General features: G+C 63.2%; 14 protein-coding genes and 2 tRNA genes. 13 read left to right on the top strand and 3 right to left on the bottom strand.

The annotated features are described in order from the left end of the window. Positions 1–41 precede the first annotated feature (41 nt). Both ACSKT0_RS17385 and ACSKT0_RS17380 read left to right on the top strand, forming a co-directional pair. The gene (locus tag ACSKT0_RS17385) at positions 42–3,038 is read left to right on the top strand and encodes a UPF0182 family membrane protein (RefSeq protein ID WP_437770872.1); all 2,997 of its coding nucleotides are present in this window, start codon (positions 42–44) and stop codon (positions 3,036–3,038) included. A 187-nt stretch (positions 3,039–3,225) separates the two neighbouring features. Continuing rightward, positions 3,226–3,302 (top strand) — tRNA-Met (locus tag ACSKT0_RS17380). A 242-nt stretch (positions 3,303–3,544) separates the two neighbouring features. Here the strand turns inward: ACSKT0_RS17380 and ACSKT0_RS17375 are convergent. Continuing rightward, positions 3,545–4,855: an ISL3 family transposase gene (locus tag ACSKT0_RS17375; protein ID WP_437770871.1), complete on the bottom strand. Its 1,311-nt coding sequence runs from the start codon at positions 4,853–4,855 to the stop codon at positions 3,545–3,547. A gap of 872 nt (positions 4,856–5,727) precedes the next feature. Here ACSKT0_RS17375 and ACSKT0_RS17370 point away from each other — a divergent pair. From ACSKT0_RS17370 to ACSKT0_RS17340, 7 genes are all read left to right on the top strand, one after another. Then, a tRNA-Met gene (locus tag ACSKT0_RS17370) sits at positions 5,728–5,804 on the top strand. Positions 5,805–6,470: 666 nt separating this feature from the next. After that, entirely contained in the window at positions 6,471–6,758 is a 288-nt protein-coding gene (locus ACSKT0_RS17365; protein WP_437770870.1) for a hypothetical protein, read from the top strand. 80 nt (positions 6,759–6,838) lie between these two features. Next, positions 6,839–7,210: a VOC family protein gene (locus tag ACSKT0_RS17360; RefSeq protein ID WP_437770869.1), complete on the top strand. Its 372-nt coding sequence runs from the start codon at positions 6,839–6,841 to the stop codon at positions 7,208–7,210. A gap of 184 nt (positions 7,211–7,394) precedes the next feature. Then, on the top strand, positions 7,395–8,162 hold the full coding sequence (locus ACSKT0_RS17355) for an electron transfer flavoprotein subunit beta/FixA family protein (RefSeq protein WP_437770868.1): 768 nt from the start codon (positions 7,395–7,397) through the stop codon (positions 8,160–8,162). A 12-nt stretch (positions 8,163–8,174) separates the two neighbouring features. Then, entirely contained in the window at positions 8,175–9,146 is a 972-nt protein-coding gene (locus tag ACSKT0_RS17350) for an electron transfer flavoprotein subunit alpha/FixB family protein (protein WP_437770867.1), read from the top strand. Positions 9,147–9,236: 90 nt separating this feature from the next. Next, a complete protein-coding gene (locus ACSKT0_RS17345) occupies positions 9,237–10,169 on the top strand; it encodes a cytochrome b/b6 domain-containing protein (protein ID WP_437774067.1) in 933 nt (310 codons plus the stop codon). A 65-nt stretch (positions 10,170–10,234) separates the two neighbouring features. Continuing rightward, entirely contained in the window at positions 10,235–11,371 is a 1,137-nt protein-coding gene (locus ACSKT0_RS17340) for an acyl-CoA dehydrogenase family protein (RefSeq protein ID WP_437770866.1), read from the top strand. 58 nt (positions 11,372–11,429) lie between these two features. On the opposite strand, the gene ACSKT0_RS17335 is transcribed toward ACSKT0_RS17340, so the two are convergent. After that, the gene (locus tag ACSKT0_RS17335) at positions 11,430–12,218 is read right to left on the bottom strand and encodes a PspA/IM30 family protein (protein ID WP_437770865.1); all 789 of its coding nucleotides are present in this window, start codon (positions 12,216–12,218) and stop codon (positions 11,430–11,432) included. A 101-nt stretch (positions 12,219–12,319) separates the two neighbouring features. After that, positions 12,320–14,404, bottom strand: a complete 2,085-nt coding sequence (locus ACSKT0_RS17330; protein ID WP_437770864.1) for a TPM domain-containing protein — start codon at positions 14,402–14,404, stop codon at positions 12,320–12,322. Between the two features lie 331 nt (positions 14,405–14,735). Between ACSKT0_RS17330 and ACSKT0_RS17325 the strand changes: the two genes are divergently transcribed. The 4 genes from ACSKT0_RS17325 to ACSKT0_RS17310 all read left to right on the top strand — a co-directional run bounded on the left by ACSKT0_RS17325 (position 14,736) and on the right by ACSKT0_RS17310 (position 19,220). Further along, positions 14,736–16,391, top strand: a complete 1,656-nt coding sequence (locus tag ACSKT0_RS17325) for a trypsin-like peptidase domain-containing protein (protein WP_437770863.1) — start codon at positions 14,736–14,738, stop codon at positions 16,389–16,391. Between the two features lie 276 nt (positions 16,392–16,667). Then, on the top strand, positions 16,668–17,468 hold the full coding sequence (locus tag ACSKT0_RS17320; protein ID WP_345452890.1) for an electron transfer flavoprotein subunit beta/FixA family protein: 801 nt from the start codon (positions 16,668–16,670) through the stop codon (positions 17,466–17,468). 14 nt (positions 17,469–17,482) lie between these two features. After that, positions 17,483–18,436: an electron transfer flavoprotein subunit alpha/FixB family protein gene (locus ACSKT0_RS17315; RefSeq protein ID WP_437770862.1), complete on the top strand. Its 954-nt coding sequence runs from the start codon at positions 17,483–17,485 to the stop codon at positions 18,434–18,436. Positions 18,437–18,440: 4 nt separating this feature from the next. Further along, positions 18,441–19,220: a PIG-L deacetylase family protein gene (locus ACSKT0_RS17310; RefSeq protein ID WP_437770861.1), complete on the top strand. Its 780-nt coding sequence runs from the start codon at positions 18,441–18,443 to the stop codon at positions 19,218–19,220. Positions 19,221–19,252: the final 32 nt, after the last annotated feature.

Genomic DNA, 19,252 nt, shown 5'->3' with positions numbered 1-19,252 from the left:
CTGATGACCGTTTACTGACGACCAGCGATGAGGTATCGAGTTTGTCCCGTCCAGCCAGCACCAGCCCGCCCGGAAGACCGCAGCGGAGACGGGGTGCACTCACTCCAACTCTGATCATCGTCGCCGTCGCCGTGGTGGGATTCATTTTCTTCGCCAATGTGTGGACAGACGTCCTCTGGTATCAGCAGTTGGGCTTCTTCGAAGTGTATTTCAGGGAGAACCTGGCCCGGATCCTGATCTTCCTCGCGGGCTTCGTCCTGATGTTCGTGCCGGTCTTCTATGCAATCCGCGTCGCGTACCACGCACGGCCCGTTTACGCTCCGGACTCCGAGGTCAGGGACAATCTGAACCGGTACCAGGCCCAACTCGAACCCGTGCGACGCGTGGTCATGATCGGCATCCCCGTGCTGTTCGGCCTCTTTGCAGGCAGCGCGGCCGCGAGCCAGTGGCAATCGGTGCTTTTGTTCTTCAACCAGGTACCCTTCGGCCAGACCGATCCCCAGTTTGGCCTGGACATCAGCTTCTATCTCATGACTTTGCCGTTCCTTGGCTTTGTCACGGGTTTCCTCATGAGCGTTGTGGTGATTGCCGGAATCGCGGGAATCCTCACCCACTACCTCTATGGCAGCATCCGGCTCATGGAACGCGGCATCTTCACCAGCCGTGCCGCCCAAATCCACTTGGCCGTGACCGGGGCCGTTTTCCTGCTGCTGCTCGGTGCCAACTTCTGGCTTGACGTCTACAGCACCGTCCAGAACAACGGGGGCCACTGGGCAGGTGCCCTCTACACGGACGTCAACGCCGTGATCCCGACGAAGACCATCCTGGCCGTTGCCGCAGGTCTGGTGGCCATCCTCTTCATTGTGGCCGCCGTGATTGGCCGTTGGCGCTTGCCCGTGATCGGCACGGCCATGCTGATCATCACGTCCATCCTTGCGGGCGGTGTCTATCCCTGGGTCATTCAGCAGTTCCAAGTCCGCCCCTCGGAGCAGACGCTGGAAAACAAGTACATTGACCGCAACATTGCCATGACCCGGTCCGCCTACGGTTTGGACAAGATCAAGGTTTCTCCCTACAACGCCACCACGGACGCCAAGACCGGGGCGCTTGCCAAGGATGCGCAGACTGCCGCCAACATCCGGCTGCTGGACCCGAACCTGGTTTCCTCGGCGTTCTCCCAACTGGAGCAGTACCGTCCGTATTACCAGTTCCCCAAGGCTCTGAACGTCGACCGTTACACAGTGAACGGCAAGACCCAGGACACCGTGATCGCTGTCCGTGAGTTGAACCAGGACGGCCTGAACGCCAGCCAGCAGACCTGGGTCAACCGGCATATCGTCTACACCCACGGTTACGGCGTCGTGGCCGCCAAGGGCAATACCTTCACGGTTGATGGCAAGCCGGACTTCCTGCTGTCCGGAATTCCATCCATGGGTACCCTTGGCAGCGATGCGAGCTACCAACCCCGCATCTACTTCGGTGAAGATTCACCGGACTACTCGGTGGTCGGCGCCCCGGACGGCGCCGCGCACCGCGAGCAGGACCGTCCCGCCGGCAAGGACACTTCCACCGAAACGCAGTACACCTTTACCGGCAACGGCGGCCCCAACGTGGGCAACTGGTTCAACCGCCTCTTGTACTCGATCAAGTTCCAGTCCTCGGACCTGCTTCTGTCCGACGGCGTCAACGAGAAGTCCCAGATCCTTTACGACCGCACTCCGCGTGAGCGGGTGCAAAAGGTTGCTCCCTACCTGACGGTGGACGGAAGCGCCTATCCCGCAGTGGTAGACGGCCGGGTGAAGTGGATCGTGGACGGTTACACCACCAGCCAGTACTTCCCCTACTCCCAGCAGCAGCAACTGGGAAACGCTACGGCCGATTCGCAAACGACCTCCGGGCGCACGGCGGCCCTGCCGAACAGCGCGGTCAACTACATCAGGAACTCGGTCAAGGCCACTGTTGACGCCTATGACGGCTCGGTCACGCTGTACGCCTGGGATGACCAGGACCCCATCCTCAAGGCGTGGGAGAAGATTTTCCCGACCACGGTCAAGCCGTACTCGGAGATGTCGGGACAGCTCATGAGCCACGTCCGCTACCCGGAGGACCTGTTCAAGGTCCAGCGTGAGTTGCTTGGGCGTTACCACGTGACCAATGCGGACAACTTCTACCAGAACAACGACGCGTGGAGCGTTCCGAACGACCCTACGGTCACGGATCCCGTCCGGCAGCCTCCGTTCTACATGTCCCTGCAGATGCCCGACCAGACCAAGCCGGCCTTCCAGCTGACGTCTTCCTTCATTCCACAGGTGGTCAACGGCGCTGCCCGGAACATCCTGTACGGGTTCCTCGCAGCCGATTCCGACGCCGGTAGCCAGAAGGGGGTGAAGGCGGACACGTACGGCCAGTTGCGATTACTCCAATTGCCAACGGATACCCAGGTTCCAGGACCCGGCCAGGCCCAGAACAAGTTCAACTCCGATCCTGAAGTGTCGCGGGAACTCAACCTGCTCAGGCAGGGAGCATCCGATGTGCTCAATGGCAACCTTTTGACCTTGCCGGTGGGCGGAGGCCTGCTCTATGTCCAACCGGTCTATCTGAAGTCGACTGGTGAGACGTCTTATCCGACGCTTCAGCGCGTGCTCGTGGCCTTTGGCGACAAGGTGGGCTTTGCGCCCACGCTTGATGGTGCGTTGAAGATCCTCTTCGGGGGCGACTCGGGGGCCTCGGCGGGAGACTCGGCAAATAACGGCCAGACCCCCACTCCGCCGGGGACTACTACGCCACCGGCCTCTGCAGATGCACAGGCCCAGCTGAAGGCTGCGCTGGACCAGGCCAACAAGGCCATCCAGGATGGCCAGGCTGCGCTGGCCAAGGGCGACTTCGCGGGGTACGGTGCCCAGCAGAGCCTCCTGTCCGCGGCAATACAGAAAGCGCTCGACGCCGAGTCCCGGCTTGGTGTCACCCCGGCTCCGTCGGCAAGTGCCAGCCCCTCGGCGAGCCCGTCAGCCTCGCCGTCGCCTTCGCCAAGCAAATAGCTGACTCTGGCTGGCCGATTCCGGCTTAGCTGGGGGTTTTGCACGACCGGGCCAGCCCTGACCAGGGCTGGCCCGGTCTTCCTTTTGATCTGGCGGCCCGAATGGGTGGCCGCGGGGCAGGGGAGACGGAGGTCACGTCGTTTCGATTTGGCCTGACATTCACCTGCAGGTAAAGTAGTTCTTGCGACGCGGGGTGGAGCAGTTCGGTAGCTCGCTGGGCTCATAACCCAGAGGTCACAGGTTCAAATCCTGTCCCCGCAACCAAATAAACGAAAGAGTCCGCCCGTCAGGGCGGACTCTTTCGTTTAACCCCCTATTTTGCGGCCTTGTCGGGGTTATAGGACAAAACGTGTGTAAATCCCGGGCGCGTCATGTCCGGCCCGGGGTCGTCTTCGCTCGGATGTCGGATTCGAACGGACAAATTGCGGGCCCGCGGAATCCCGGGACCGGCAACTTAGGCGAAGAGAATGATCCAGCAGAATCCGACGGTGCCTTCGTTTAACGGCTCATCGCATTTGAGGGTGTAGCCGGGGTCTGAATCCGCCGGTCTCGAGGAGTGATCGGGCGATGTAGTTGGCAAGGTTCCGGAAGCCGAGGGCGGAGCCGCGGAGGTGTTCGAGCCTGCCATTGAGTGCTTCCGTGGGGCCGTTGCTGGTGCCGGGCCGGTCGAAGTACGCGAGCACGTCCCCTGCGCGGCGTTTCAGCGTCCGGCCCAGCGTAATGACCTCGGTCAGCGCAGCGGGAACGCCGGCACTGATCGCGCCGATCAGTGCTTGCATGAGCTCTTTGCCTCGGGTGCCGTCAGGTTCGCGGTACGCGGCGATGACGCGCTGGTAGATGCCCCAGGTCGCTTCGACTTCGGCATGGTTGTCCGCGGCGAACAGGGCCTCCAACCTGTCCTTCTGCTTCTCGGTGAGCAGATCGTGCCCGGTGTGCAGGGTCCGGCGGGCGGCGTAGAGCGGATCCCCGGACCGTCCACGGTGACCAATGGTCTGCTGCTGGACACGCTGGCGGCACCTGTCCAGGGCATCGCCGGCAAGCCGGACGACATGAAACGGGTCCATGACCTCGACCGCGTCCGGGAGCTCCTCGGCGGCTGCGGTCTTGAACCCGGTGAACCCGTCCATCGCAACGACCTCGATCCCGTCCCGCCACGCTTTCGGCCGCTCGGCAAGCCAGGCCTTGAAGACCTGTTTCGAGCGGCCCTCGACCATGTCCAGCAACCGTGCCGGCCCGGTCCTGTCACGGACCGGGGTGAGGTCGATAATCACGGTGACGTACTTGTCCCCGCGCCGGGTGTGCCGCCAGACATGCTCATCGACGCCGATCACGGCCACCCCGTTGAACCGGGCCGGGTCCTCGATCAACACCCGCTTGCCCTCGGCAAGGATCGCGCTGTTCGCCGTATGCCAGGACACGCCCAGGCCTTCCGCGACGCGGGCGACGGTGAGGTGCTGGCACACGATGCCCTCCAGCACCCAGCGCAGCCCGCGACGGGAGATCTTCGCCCTCGGCTGCGCGGCTTTGGAGATGTCCTGCCGCCACACCCGACCGCACCCGGTGCACTTGTAGCGGCGGACCCGCACCAGCAGCGTCGTCGGCCGCCATCCCAATGGTTCGTGCGCGAGCGGCCGTGTGACCGTGCCGCGGGCGATGCCCTGGCCCCCACACGAACGGCACCAGTCGTCCGGATCAACGGCACGGCATTCCAACACCGCCCGGCCAGGGGCGAGACGCTGCCCGGCAGCTTCGAGCCCAAGCTCATCGAGCCGGCAGAACGTAGTCAGGTCAGGAGGCAGGAAGGTAGCGTGGGACACGTCGAGGTCTTCCGGATGGGCAGTGTAGGAACTTCCATCATCGGAAGACCTCGACCTCTATCCGGCCACCGACGCGCCCACCCCTGCTACACCCTCAAATGCGATGAGCCGCTTTACGGCACGCGTCCTCGCGGATTAGCCGATGAGGTGGGTGTCGTGCGCCTAGGCAAGTTTGGCGACGTTTGCCGGAGCGATTCCGGCATCGTGTGCCATTGTAGTTACTGCCTGATTCGCTTCAAGCAGCCCCGTGAAGAGGTCGCCAGTGCTGGCATCCCCGCGCGATGGCTACACGCAGCGCTCGAACCAGAACTGCCTTGAGCCTTGGGACCAGGCCGGATCTGGCCTATCAATGGGGCAACAGCAGTCGAGCCTGCTGGCGGATCGCGAAATCACCCATCCTCCACAGGGCCCGCCCAACTGAGTACTGGGAAGGTCAAGGCCTCATCCACTTACGCCCTGCAGGGGATCGCTTTCAAACGGCCTAGCGAACCTCCGTATGCGAGGCCCGCACGTACGGTGGTGTGAGAGGTGGGTCAGGAAACCCGACCCACCTACTCGATTTTGCCACCGATTTGCGGGTGGGGGAGCGGGCAAGGGTTAGACGTGTGCCCGGTGCGGCCGTGTTCGCTCCGCCCTGACCTTCTTTGAGCCGTCTCGACACCCAAAATAACGCGACTCGCCGTGTCGCAAGCGCTTTCCCAAATCAAAGAAGTTCAGGACGGCGCCGGGTCCCGGCGAGAACAGGCCCGCCTCTGAGGTGCTGTTGCGCCGGCCCGAAGGCTCCCTTTGGATCCTGAGTTCCCCATCGTGCCGCAGCGCACACCTGAATGGTCAGGGGCGCCCCTGAATGTGCGGTAGAGTTGATTCTGCGACGCGGGGTGGAGCAGTTCGGTAGCTCGCTGGGCTCATAACCCAGAGGTCACAGGTTCAAATCCTGTCCCCGCAACCAAATAAACGAAAGAGTCCGCCCGTCTGGGCGGACTCTTTCGTTTAACCCCCTATAACCCCCCCTTGTCGAGGGTTATGGGCGACCTGTCGACGCGCAAATTACCCGGGGATGCGCTAGATCCCTATCGACACCTGACTACGGGTGTCGACGTGGATTTGGCGTGTCGCCCAGCTTTTGCTGTAGCGCTCGGCCCTGGGCTTGGTCATGTCCGTCCCGGGATCGCCTCCGCTGGGATGTCGGATTCTGCTCAATCATTCGAATAGACAAATTCCGGGCCCGCGGAATCACGAGACCGGCAACGTTGGCAAAGAGAATGATCCAGCAGAATCCGACGGTGGCTTCGTTTGATCCGCTATTTGCAGCCTTGTCGATCGTGAAGTAGGCGCAGTGGAGACATCCGCTCCCACTGCCCCAATGACGTCCTGGACGCGGTCTTGGTCGGCTATGCGGGCCGATCCGGCTGAATCGTTTTTCCACACGTAGAAGCGCCGAGATCCACACTGAGATTGCCCAAAAACACACTGATTTTTGGCAAATCTGTACGGATTTTGACCACTTCGACCCCTGAGAGGCGAAATATCGGGCTAGTTTCTTGGGCGGGGGGACAAAGCTTCATCACTGGATTTCCCCCGCAGCGCGCGTTGGCCGGCTCGAGGAGGGACCCCAATGAAAAAGACGTCGAGAATAGTTGGCGCTGCCCTGGACGGCGTGGTCGGTGGATTGGCTCTGGCGTTCATTCTGTGCGTGGCAACGAGCGTGATCGCCATTTCGACAGACTCCCCGGCGACCCTGCCGGGTCTTTTCACCGCGACCGCCGGAACCGAAAACGGGGCACTGGTCTTGGAATTCAAGCCCAACTTCGCCGGAATCGTCGTGGTCATAGCGATGTCGGTACTTGTCAGCGTGGTGATGGCCGTGCGGCGCAGCAACGCTGAAGCTCCCGATCCTCGTTGACAGTCCAGCTCCTGGAGGAAGACACTGGGCCGAACGGCCCGTTCATCCCGACGGAACGGGCCGCCCTGAGGAGGTCCTAGATGATCAGTGCAACGATGGTCGTGGCGACAATTCCGGTCACGGATCTGGAGCGCGCGAAGGAATTCTACGGCGGCATCCTGGGGTTGACCTTCCTCTGGGAAACTCCGGTCGGCGTCCGGTACCGTTGCGGATCCGTCAGCGAGATCTCAGTCTTCAAGCGTCCGCCTACCGCTACAGAGCACACCCTTGCCCACTTCGAAGTGGACGACATCGAGGCTGTCGTCGGCGACTTGGCCGCCAAGGGCGTGGAGTTCCTCGACTACACAGAGGGTCCCCTTGCCACAACAGGGCACATTGCCCAGCTCGGCCCCGCCCGTGGCGCATGGTTCCGTGATCCCGACGGGAACACCCTCGGCCTTCGCCAGGGCTAGATCGATCGCTTCGAAAGAAGGCCTGCAAGCTGCCGCCGGACCGAATCCCCATGCCCGGCGCGAAAAATCCAGGCAGAATCGATAGGAGTTCCAATCATTCCTTCCTTCGCTCCATGGTAAATACTAGGAGTTCCTAGTATTCTCGATTCCAAGCGTCAGCCATTTGCATCGAGGGAGCTGTTGAATGAAGATCGTCGTGCTCGTCAAACAAGTGCCGGATACGGCCGAGGAACGGAAGCTCGACCTGGCAACGGGCCAGCTCGACCGGGAGGCTGCCGACTCCGTGGTCGATGAAATCAACGAGCGCGCCCTCGAAGCCGCGTTGCGCATCAAGGATGCCAACAAAGGCACCGAAGTAGTGGCAATGACCATGGGTCCTGATGACGCCACCCAGTCCTTGCGCAAGGCCCTCTCTATGGGCGCCGATTCAGGGGTTCACATTGTGGATGATTCCCTGGCGGGCGCCGACACCGGGCGAACGGCCGCAACGCTCGCGGCTGCACTGAGGTCTACCGGGTTCGACGTGGTGATGGCCGGCAACGAATCGACGGATGGCCGCGCCGGCGTCGTGCCCGCCATGGTTGCCGAACATCTCCAGTTGCCACTGTTGGGTTCATTGATCTCCGCGGAAATCGCCGACGACGGCGTGAGCGGCGTTCGCCAGGGCGAGGACGGAACCCTCAATGTCCGTGCCGGACTGCCCGCCATCATCACTGTGACCGAGCGTTTCCCGGAGGCCCGGTTTCCCAACTTCAAGGGCATCTTGACGGCGAAGCGCAAACCCGTCACCACGTTGTCCGCCGCCGAGCTTGGCGTCCCGACGGGCGCCAGCCGCACCGTAGTGGTCTCCACCGTTGAGCGGCCGCCGCGTGCGGCCGGACGAAAACTCATCGATGACGGGACCGCGGCCGACGAGCTCGCCGAGTTCCTCGTTGCGAACCGCCTGGTCTGAGGAGGAAAAGAAATGTCGAACGTCTTGGTGCTCATTGAAATTTCCCACCGCGGCGGGATTGCCGCATCCGCCCGCGGGCTGCTGGCTGCCGCAGCCACGCTGGGCTCGCCAGTCGCCGTCGTCGTGTCCTCGGCACCGCTGGCGGACGACGACGTTGCGCGCCTGGGTGGACTCGGCGCGGCCAGGATCTACTCGGCTGTTACAGCTGCCGCCGGCACTGTTCTGGTGGCACCCGCCGTGGATGCCCTGAGCGGGGCCGTCGATGCCTACGGACCGGCTGCCGTCCTCACCGCGAATTCGGTGGACGGCCGCGAAGCTGCCGCCCGGCTTGCGGTGCGGGTCGGCGGGAGCGTGCTCGCCGACGTCGTGCAGGTGCGCAGCGACAACGGAACCGTTGTTGCACAGCATTCGGTGTTTGGCGGGGCCTACACCGTCGAGTCCGTGGTGGAAGGCGGGCTGCCCATCCTCACCATCCGGCAGGGGGCGATCGAAGGCCAGGCTCCGGCAGCCACGGCAGACCTGCAGACGGTGTCCCTCGATGCCGGAACAGAAGGCGCCGCCATCATTGACCGGTTCAACGACGATGCCGCCGTCTCGGCCCGGCCCGAGCTTCGGACTGCGTCGACGGTGGTTTCCGGGGGACGGGGTTTGGGCTCGTCCGAGAACTTCGTGCTGGTGGAACAACTCGCCGACACCTTGGGCGCGGCGATCGGTGCGTCACGCGCAGCCGTCGACGCCGGGTACATCGCCCAGACGGCCCAGGTGGGCCAAACCGGTGTGAGCGTGTCCCCGCAGCTGTACATCGCATTGGGAATCTCCGGAGCCATCCAGCACCGCGCAGGCATGCAGACCGCCAAGACCATTGTGGCCATCAACAAAGACGAGGACGCGCCCATTTTCGAGGTGGCCGACTTCGGAATCGTGGGCGATATTTTCACGGTCGTTCCGAAACTCATCGAGGCCGTCAAGGCCCGTTCAAACTGACGGCGTAACAGGCGTTGGCCGCTTCGGTCCAAAGCCTGTTAGCTTGATGCGTCCCTGATTGCAAAGTTCTTCCGAGAGGTGCCTGAGAAGATGTCCACCCCCGCCAAAAAGTCGACAGCAGCCAAAAGCAAATGGTCCCAACCCCTCTGGGTGGTTCCAGGCGTGCTGCTCGTACTTTTGCTCATCGTCTTGTTTGCCAAATGGTTGACGGGCCTGTCGGGTGTGCAGTCGTTCTTGCACGAGTTCCCAGGCGCGTCCAGCCTCCCGGCGAACGCTCCTGTGGGTTTCCCCGCATGGCTCGGATGGCAGCACTTCCTGAACGTCTTCTTCATGGTGCTCATCGTTCGATCCGGTTGGCAGGTCCGCACAGCCAAGAGGCCTCCGGCCCAATGGACCCGAAACAACAAAGGATTCATCCGGACCAGGAACGCGCCAACCAAGATCAGCCTGGACCTGTGGTTCCACCTGACCCTGGATGCCCTATGGGTGTTGAACGGCATCGTCTTCATCATCGTGATCTTTGCCACCGGGCAATGGATGCGGATCATCCCCACCAGCTGGGATGTATTCCCGAACGCCCTCTCCGCCGCCCTACAGTACGCATCGTTGAACTGGCCCACTGAGGACGGCTGGGTGAACTACAACGCCCTTCAATTGCTGACCTACTTCGTCACGGTATTCATCGCCGCCCCGCTTGCCATCATCACCGGCCTACGGACGTCCTCTGCATGGCCGAAGAAGGCCGGCACGGTGAACAAGATCTATCCCATCGAACTGGCCCGGGCGGTGCATTTCCCGGTGATGGTGTACTTCGTGCTCTTCACCATCGTGCATGTCACCCTGGTCCTTGCCACCGGGGCGCTGCGCAACCTGAACCACATGTATGGCGGCAGCGACGATATCAACTGGGTTGGTTTCGGCATTTTCGCCGTATCCCTCCTGGTGATTGTGGGCGCGTGGTTCCTCGCGAGGCCGCTGTTCCTTCGCCCTGTCGCTTCGCTGATGGGCAAAGTCAGCAAGTAAACGCACCGAATAGCCAGAAATACCGGACAACCCGGAGAACTGGGAAGAACTGCAAAGGAGTGCCAATGTTTGAGCTCACAGAGGACCAGCAAGCGGTGGTGGAGATGGTGCGCGACTTCGCCACAACGGCCATTGCGCCGCACGCCGCGGAATGGGACGAGACCAAGCATTTCCCTGTGGATGTCCTGCGCGAAGCGGGCACCCTCGGCATGGGAGGCATCTATGTCCGGGAAGAGTTCGGCGGCTCGGGGCTTTCCCGCACGGATGCTGCGCTGATCTTTGAGGAGCTTTCCAAGGCGGACCCCACCATCGCGGCCTATATCTCGATCCACAACATGGTGGTGTGGATGATCGATGCTTTCGGCAACGATGAGCAGCGGGCCCAATGGGTGCCGCAGCTTGCGTCCATGGAAGCACTGGGCAGCTATTGCCTCACGGAGCCTGGAGCAGGCTCGGACGCCGCTGCCCTGAGCACCAAAGCAGTGCTCGACGGCGACAGTTACGTTCTTAACGGCACCAAACAGTTCATTTCGGGCGCAGGAGTTTCCAGCGTCTATGTGGTCATGGCACGGACTGCCGACACGGGGAGCCAGGGCATCACCGCGATCGTTGTGCCCTCGGACGCGCCGGGCCTGTCCTTCGGCCCGAATGAAAAGAAAATGGGATGGAATGCCCAGCCCACCCGTCAGGTCATCTTCGAGGACGTGCGGGTTCCGGTAGCGAACCGGCTTGGCGAGGAAGGCAGCGGATTCGGCATCGCGATGAAGGGCCTCAACGGAGGCCGGGTCAATATGGGCGCTTGTTCCCTGGGAGGCGGCCAGGCGGCCCTGGAGAAGTCCATCGCCTACCTCAAGTCACGCTCGGCTTTCGGTGGCCCGCTCATCAACCAGCAGTCCCTGCTGTTTGACATCGCCGACATGGATACTGAACTCGAAACCGCCAGGACCTTGATCCTCCGTGCCGCAGACGCCTTGGACCGCGGCGCCCCGGACACCGTGAGGTTGTGCGCAATGGCGAAGCGCGTCGCCACGGACGCCGGGTTCAATGTCGCAAACAAGGCCATCCAACTGCACGGCGGTTACGGATACCTGTCGGAATACGGCCTCGAGAAGATTGCCAGGGACCTGCGCGTCCACCAGATCCTGGAAGGCAGCAACGAAATCATGAGACTCATCGTTGGACGGCTCGCTGTAGGGGCATAAGCACGCAGCAAGCACGAAGGGCCGGACCCCGCGAGGTCCGGCGCTTCGTTTGGTGGGACTAGAGCTTGTCGAAGTCGGCTTCGTCCACTGTGTCATCTGCCGGAGCGGTGGCGCCGGCTCCGATCGCAGCCTTCGAACCGCCCGACTTCAACGCCGCCAGGCGGGCCTCGATTTCCGTCTGCTCTCCGAGGTCCTCAAGCTGGTTGAACTGTGCGTCCAGGCTGGAGGCCGCAAGTTCCTGCTGGCCCAGGACTTTGGCCTCTTCGCGGCGGATCTTCTCTTCGAAGCGGCCCACCTCGCTGGTGGGGTCCATGATGTCGATGCTCTTGAGGGCGTCGTGTACCTGGGTCTGGGCAGCAACCGTCTTGGAGCGGGCAATCAGTTCATTGCGCTTGCTGGTGAGCTCGTTGAGCTTGCCCTTCATCTGGTCGAGACCGCTCTTGAGCTTGTCCACGACCTCCGACTGGGACGAGATGTTGGGCTCGGCGGCCTTGGCCTCGTTCTCGGCCGACATCTGGCGCTGGATGGCCACCTTGGCAAGGTTGTCGAACTTCACGGCGTCGGCGGCGTTGCCGGCCGCGCGGTACTCGTCCGCCTTACGCGAGGCTGCGAGGGCCTTGTTGCCCCAGTCCTGGGCGTTCTTGATGTCCTCGTTGTAGTCGGCCTGCAGCATGCGGAGGTTGCCGATGGTCTGCGCCACCGCGGACTCGGCCTCGGCGATGTTGTTCGAGTAGTCGCGGACCATCTGGTCCAGCATCTTCTGCGGGTCCTCAGCCTGGTCAAGCAAGGCATTGATATTCGCCTTGGCGAGCTGTGCGATCCGCCCGAAAATGGACTGCTTAACCATGGTGTTGCCTTTCGTCCTGCTCAGTGGTGCCCACTGAATCCAGTGATCAGTTTTTGTACCGCTCTACGTGGGGGACCGGCCCCCCACCTAGTCTTTGGGAGCTAGAAGCTGCCGGAGTCGCCGCCGCCGAAGTCGCCTCCGCCGCCGCCGAAGTCGCCTCCACCTCCGCCGTCGCCGCCGAAGAAGCCTCCGCCCCCACCGCCGTCGCCGCCGAAGAAGCCTCCGCCTCCGCCGTCGTTGTTTCCACCGCCCCAGCCGCCTCCGCCGCCGTGGAGGATGGAGTTGATGAGGATGCCGCCGAGGATCGCTCCGCCGAGGCCACCACCGTTGCCGCCTCCGCCGAACATGCCGCCGCGGCCGTAGCCTTGGTTGGCGAAGCCGCCGAACTGATCGACGTCGGACTGGGCCAGTTGCGCGGCTTGTGCAGCGAGCGACTGGGCCTGCTGGGCGTACGTCAGTGCGGTGACCGGGTCGTTGTGGGAAATGGACAGGGCGTAGTCGAGATTCCGTTGGGCTTCGGCCAGGCGGGTACGGGCCTCGGTGCCCACGCCGCCGCGTCGCGCCGCGATGTAGTCCGAGGTGGCGCTGATCTGGGACTGGGCAGCCATGATGGTCTGCTGGAGCGCGGCCTGTGCACGCCTTGCCTGTTCCTGCTGGTCGCGGATGCCTGAGAGGGACTGGTCCAAGGCCTGATGGGCCTTCTCCACGCGGTCCAGAGTGGCGATGGGGTCGATTTTTCCGCCCTGGATTTCGATTTTGACCTGCGCCAGTGCGGCTTCGACACCGGCAACCGGGCCAGCCAGTTCAGGGTGTTCGCCGGACTGGATCATCGCTTTGGCCTGTGCCAGGTCCTGGCTGGTCTCCACGACGGCGCCCTCCAGCGAGTTCCGGGCTTCGTCGAGGCTGCCCGCTACCTTGGAGATCGCGTCGATCAGCACGTTGGTTTGGTGCAGGCCCTCTTCCGCAGCGCGGACTGCTACTGCGGCAAGGCTGCTCTCACCGGCGGCGAGCTTTTCCTGCGCCGTTGTTGTCGCGTTGTGGACGAAGGCGAGCCGGTCCTTGGCCTGGGTGATGTTGTCGCTCACGTGGCCAAGTGCGCTGTCTGCGTACTTCTCGCGCAGTCCGTTGAGCGATTCCTCCGCGCTGCTGATTTTTGCCTCGGCTTCGTTGGCGCCTGCGGCAACAGTGGCCAAAGCCTGCGGCGCGTTCTTCTCGAGTTCGCGCAGGGAGTCGAAATCGGCCTTCTGTTCGCGCAACGACTCGAGGGCAGCCTCCGAGCGTCGGATGATTTCGCCGAGCCAACTGCGCTGCTGCTCTTCGGTGTCCGGGATGTGGTCATCGAGCTGTTGCTGCAGCTTGAAGGATTCGGTCATGTGGTTCTTGGCTTCCAGCAATGCCTTGGTGAAGTTCCCGACGGCGGCATCGCCATATTGCGCCTGGGCGAAGCCGAGTTCCTGTTCGCTGGATTTGATGGTGTCATCCGCTTCGATGAGCAGGGAGCCGGCTTTTCGCCGCAAGTCCGGGATGCTCAAGGAGGCCAGGGGATCGAGCTGTTCTCCTTGCGGGCCGTAGCTCGTTCCGGATGCCTGGCCCTTCTTGCGGCGGTTACGGAAGTACAAGTACGTGCCCACACCGCCCGCCGCAACAACACCCGCGCCGATCAATACGGCTGCACCCGAGTTGCCGCTCGGAACCGTGCCGCTGCCCCCACCGGCGGCGTCGCCGACGGCGGCTGCGGTGTCGATGGCTGCCTGGGCAAAGTCCCGCTTGCCTGCGCCCAGGTTGGCCGCGATGGCATTGGACGAAATGGTTGACCTCTTGGAATAGATCGCACTTGCAGAGTTGGGTGCGAAATAGTACTGACCGGCCGTGGAGATGGCCAGAATGACGTCAGACTTGCCCATACCCTTCTTGGTGGCCACTGCCGCGGCCCAGTCTGCGGGCGATGAGGGGTTGTCGAAGGAATTCACAGTGACCACGTACAAGTTGTATTTGTGGTCCTTCAGGAGCTTCTGGATGGCGTCCTGGACCTCGCCCTTGCGGTTGCCCAGAACATTCGCGTTGTCCACGATGTTCTGGCCGGAGGGGATTGTCACTGGACCCTCTGCCCAGGCTGCGGTTGCCGGGAGGACCAGCATTCCAGCCAGGCCGATGATGGCGAGTACACGTTTCAACATTGACCGCATGTGCAACCCTTCAGCACGTCTGCGATTGGTCCGGGCCGGAGCAATCGAAACAGAATGCGTCAGCGCCCCCACGCATGGTTGTCAAGCGGCAGGTCGCTGTGGCAATTCCACTTGATACTATGGTGCACCTTTTGGAGCGTCCACAGCGGCAAATATGCCGCCAGCGAAACGGGGAGAGATCCTTCCTTCTCCAACGTTGAGGGGCTAGTCGGCGCCATTCGAGTGCACAGGGCCATTCCGATGACGGCGTTCAGCAAGCTCCCAGCGAACGTCGACTCTTGATCCAGCAAGAGCGACGATAGTTAAGGGGACGAGGAAGAAAGGAAGTCCCATGACGGAGAACCCAGCACAGGGCGCCGCGCCTGAGAACAATGGCCCCGAGAACCATGGTCCTGAGGGCGCCGGCCAGGCGGAGGCGGACAAGCAAGCCAATTCCCAGCCTACGGCCCCGCTGCCGGCATACCAGCCGGGTCAGGATTTCACTGCGAAGCCCGAATACCCCGCGCAGCCCGAATACCCCGCGCAGCCCGAACACACAGCGCAGACTCCGGTAGCTCCGGCACCCTGGGCCCAGGGGCCGGCCGAAAACGCCACCGAGCAGATCCAGGCTCAGAACGGAGCGCTCCAACACGGAGCGCCCCAACACGAAGCGCCACAGCACAGCGCGGGACCGCAGCACCCGTACCCGCAGCACCAGCCTTTCTATGGCGGACCGAACCCAGCGCAGCACTATCCCACGCAGCAGTTCCCGGTCCACCCCGGCGGTCCGGCGGCTAGCCCGAAACGGAAGCCGGTCTTCGGCGTCGGGACCTTGGTGGCCTGCATCCTGGCAGCCGGTCTCGTGGGCGGAGGCGTGGTGGCCGCCAGTGATCAATTGCTAAGCAGCCGGACGCCGGCGGCGGCCACTAGCGGCCAGACGGGAACCGTGATAGTCAACAACACGGACAACGTCAACGCCATCACCGCAGCGGCGGCCAAGGCTTCACCGAGCGTCGTGACCATCATGGCTTCGAGCGGAAGCACGGGCGGCACCGGTTCGGGCATCATCCTCGACGACCAGGGCCATATCCTGACGAACACCCACGTGGTGACCCTTGACGGCGCCAGCGCCAACGCCGCCATTGAAGTGCGGCTGAGCGATGGACGCGTGCTGAAGGCGACGGTAGTGGGTACGGACCCGCTTTCGGACCTCGCCATCATCAAGGTGGACAACGCCTCCGGCCTTGTGCCGGCTACCCTGGGTGATTCCAGCAAGATCAACGTCGGAGACAACGCCATCGCCATCGGCGCTCCGCTCGGCCTGCCCGGCACGGTCACCGACGGCATCGTGTCCACGCTCAACCGCACCATCAGCGTGGCGTCCTCGGCTGTTCCCAACGGTGGCTCGGACAATTCGCAAAACGGCGGCCAGGGCGGATTCCAATTCGCCCCTCCAGGCGGTGGCCAGAGCCAGAGCAGTGCGGGCCAGGGCACCGTTTCGCTCAACGTGATCCAGACCGACGCGCCGATCAACCCGGGCAACTCCGGTGGAGCGCTCGTCAACACCAAGGGTGAGATCATCGGCGTCAACGTGGCGATCGCTTCTGCCGGCAGCAGCAGTTCTTCGTCTTCGTCCAGCGGCAACATTGGTGTGGGCTTCAGCATCCCGATCAACAACGCGAAGCGTATTGCGCAGGAACTCATCAAGAACGGCAAAGCCACCCACGGTCAGTTCGGCGTGAGCGTGCAGCCTAAGTCGGCAACAGGCAGCAGCTCCGGGTTCTCGGTCGGCGCGCAGGTTGCGGCTGTTACCAAGGGCTCGGCAGCTGAGAAGGCCGGACTCAAGGTGGGCGACGTCGTGACAAAGTTCGCCGGTATAGACATCACCGATCCAGAGCAGCTCACTGCGGCCGTCCGGGAGCAGCCGGCAGGCGCAACGGTCAAGGTGACCGTCCAGCGCAGCGGCCAGTCCCAGGAGCTCGACGTGACACTGGATGCTGCACCGTAACAGCTGCGCTGTAGCAGCGGATTCCAGCACGGAAACCAACAATCAGTCGACGACGGCGGGCGGCACCACAAGCGGTGCGGCCCGCCGTCCTGGTGTGCGCTTGCCGCCGTAGGCGGGGCCATCCACGAAACAGGAGTTAACGCGGCGCCGTTGTCCGACTTGTTCCGCAATATGCTTAGCTAGGACGAGCCCGTACGCCGGGCACTCTTGGCCATGCGCCTAGTTGCGGGCCATCCCCGAGTATGGAAGGCTGCCTCGAACACAGTGGGAGATACATTGAAGATTGTTGTTCTGGTCAAGCACGTCCCGGACGCGCAGTTCGACCGACACCTCACCGGCCCAGGCAACACCACGGACCGCGACGAGAGCATTCTGTCCGAACTGGACGAATATGCGCTTGAAGCCGCGCTGCAGCTGAGCGAAGCGCGCGGAGGCGCCAAGGCCGGCAACGAGGTGATCGCCTTGAGCATGGGTCCCGCCGGTGCCGTGAACGCCGTCAAGAAGTCCTTGCAGATCGGTGCCTCCTCGGGAGCGCATTTGAGCGATGACGCGTTGGCCGGTTCCGATGCCGCCGCCACCTCGCTGGCTCTCGCCGCGGCGATCCGGTATCTCGGCGCCGATTCGCCCGTGGACCTCGTCCTGACGGGCATGGCCTCTACCGACGGCGAAACGTCCTTGGTTCCGGCCCAGCTCGCTGAGCGGCTCGGACTCCCGCAGGTCACTTTCGCTTCCTCCCTGGAGGTCAACGGCGAACGCATCGTAGCGCGCCGTGACGGTGACGCCCACGCGGACACCGTGGAGGCAAGCTTGCCCGCACTGGTGTCCGTGACGGACCAGATCAACGAGCCGCGATACCCCAACTTCAAGGGCATCCTTGCAGCGAAGAAGAAGAAAATCACCGCACTCACGCTGGCCGATATCGGCGTCGATGCAGCGCAGGTGGGCGCCGCGGGTTCACTGACCGCCGTCGAGACCGCTGAGGCGCGGCCGCCGCGCACTGCCGGCACCATCATCACCGACGAAGGCGACGCCGGCATCAAGCTGGTTGAGTTCCTGGCCGCCCAGAAGCTGCTCTAAGAGGATTCCGACACATGGCAAAAGCACTTGTATTCATTGACAACCCGGGCGCGGCGCTCAAGAAGAGCAGCCTGGAACTCCTAACGATCGCGCGTTCCCTTGGGGAAACTGTGGTGGCCGTCAACGGGGAACTGCACGACGACGTCGCGGCCGCCCTGGGTGCTCAAGGAGCCTCGGCTCTCTACCGCCCGTCCGCCACGGACCTGGACGATTACCTGGTTGCGCCGAAAGCCGCATATCTTGCCGCAGTCGTTGCGGCCTCCGGGGCCGGGACCGTCCTGCTCGAGAACACCGCCGATGGCAAGGAGATCGCGGCCCGTCTCGGGGTGAAGCTCAACGCCGGGGTCATCACCGACGTTGTGGGCGTCGACGCCGACGGCACGGCCCACAAGTCGGTCCTGGCAGGCTCGTACACCACCACGGCCAAGGCGCGCACTGCCGTCGCGGTGCTCACAGTCAAGCCGAACAGCGTCGACGTCGGGGTCCCGGCCGCGGCAAGCACGCCCGAAACCGTCACTATCGACGTCCCGGCCGATGCCACCGCGAATGCCGCACGGGTCACCGGGCGTGCAGAAAAGCCCGTCAGCGGCCGTCCCGAGCTCACCGAAGCACGGATCGTTGTTGCCGGCGGACGCGGCGTCGACGGCGACTTCGGTCCTTTGGAAGAACTGGCCGACGCGCTGGGCGGCGCACTCGGGGCTTCCCGCGCCGCCACGGATGCAGGCTGGATCGGCCATGACTACCAGGTTGGCCAGACGGGCAAGACCGTGTCCCCGCAGCTCTACATTTCGGCGGGCATCTCCGGAGCGATCCAGCAGAAGGCCGGGATGCAGACCTCCAAGGTCATCGTCGCGATCAACAAGGATGCTGAATCGCCGATCTTCGAAATCGCGGACTTCGGCATCATCGGTGACCTCTTCAAGGTTGTTCCGCAGGCCACCGAAGAGATCAAAAAGCGGAAAGGCTGATCCCTTGTCTTCTGACGCCACGTCAGCAAAGAGCCCGTTCGACGCCTCCACGGAGCGCGTCGAGCGGGTGCTTTGTTTTACCGCCCATCCGGACGACATTGACTTCGGCGCGGCCGGCACCATCGCTGCCTGGACCGCTGCCGGCGTCGAGGTCAGCTACTGCGTCATGACCGACGGCGATGCCGGAGGCTTCGATCCTGCCCACCGCGAAGAGATCATCTCCATGCGCGCAGAGGAACAGAGACAAGCCGCTGCCCTCGTCGGCGTGACGGATGTGCACTACCTCCATGAGCGCGATGGCTACCTGGAACCCACGCATGGGGTCATCAAGCAAGTGGTGAAGCTCATCCGCGAAATCCGCCCCGACGTGGTCCTTGCCATGCACCCGGAACGCAATTGGGACAGGATCCAGAAGAGCCATCCCGACCACCTCGCCGTGGGAGAGATCGTGACGCGGGCGGTGTACCCCGCGGTGGAGAACCCCTTCGCCTACCCGGAGCTGGCGGAAGCCGGCCTCGAGGCCTTCAAACTGCCATGGCTGTGGCTCTTCGCCGGTCCCGAATCCCGTGAGAACTATTTCGTGGATGTCACCGACCACATCGACGCGAAACTGGCGGCGATCCGGATCCACGCGAGCCAGCACCCCGATCTGGAGGGCATGGAACTGGGTGTCCGGGGCATGCTCCGGCACAATGCCTCGCGCGCCGGAATGGCCGGCGGGCGCAGCGCCGAGGCGTTCCATGTGGTGGAAGTCAACGGGTCCCAAACCATCGCCGGTTTCTGAAATTGCTGATGTGTAACCTGTGTCATATGCTT

It is taken from the genome of Arthrobacter sp. KNU40, assembly GCF_051515115.1.
Classification (GTDB): Bacteria; Actinomycetota; Actinomycetes; order Actinomycetales; family Micrococcaceae; genus Arthrobacter.
Note: the sequence above shows the minus strand (reverse complement) of the source record. Positions and strands in the feature narration are given on the sequence as shown.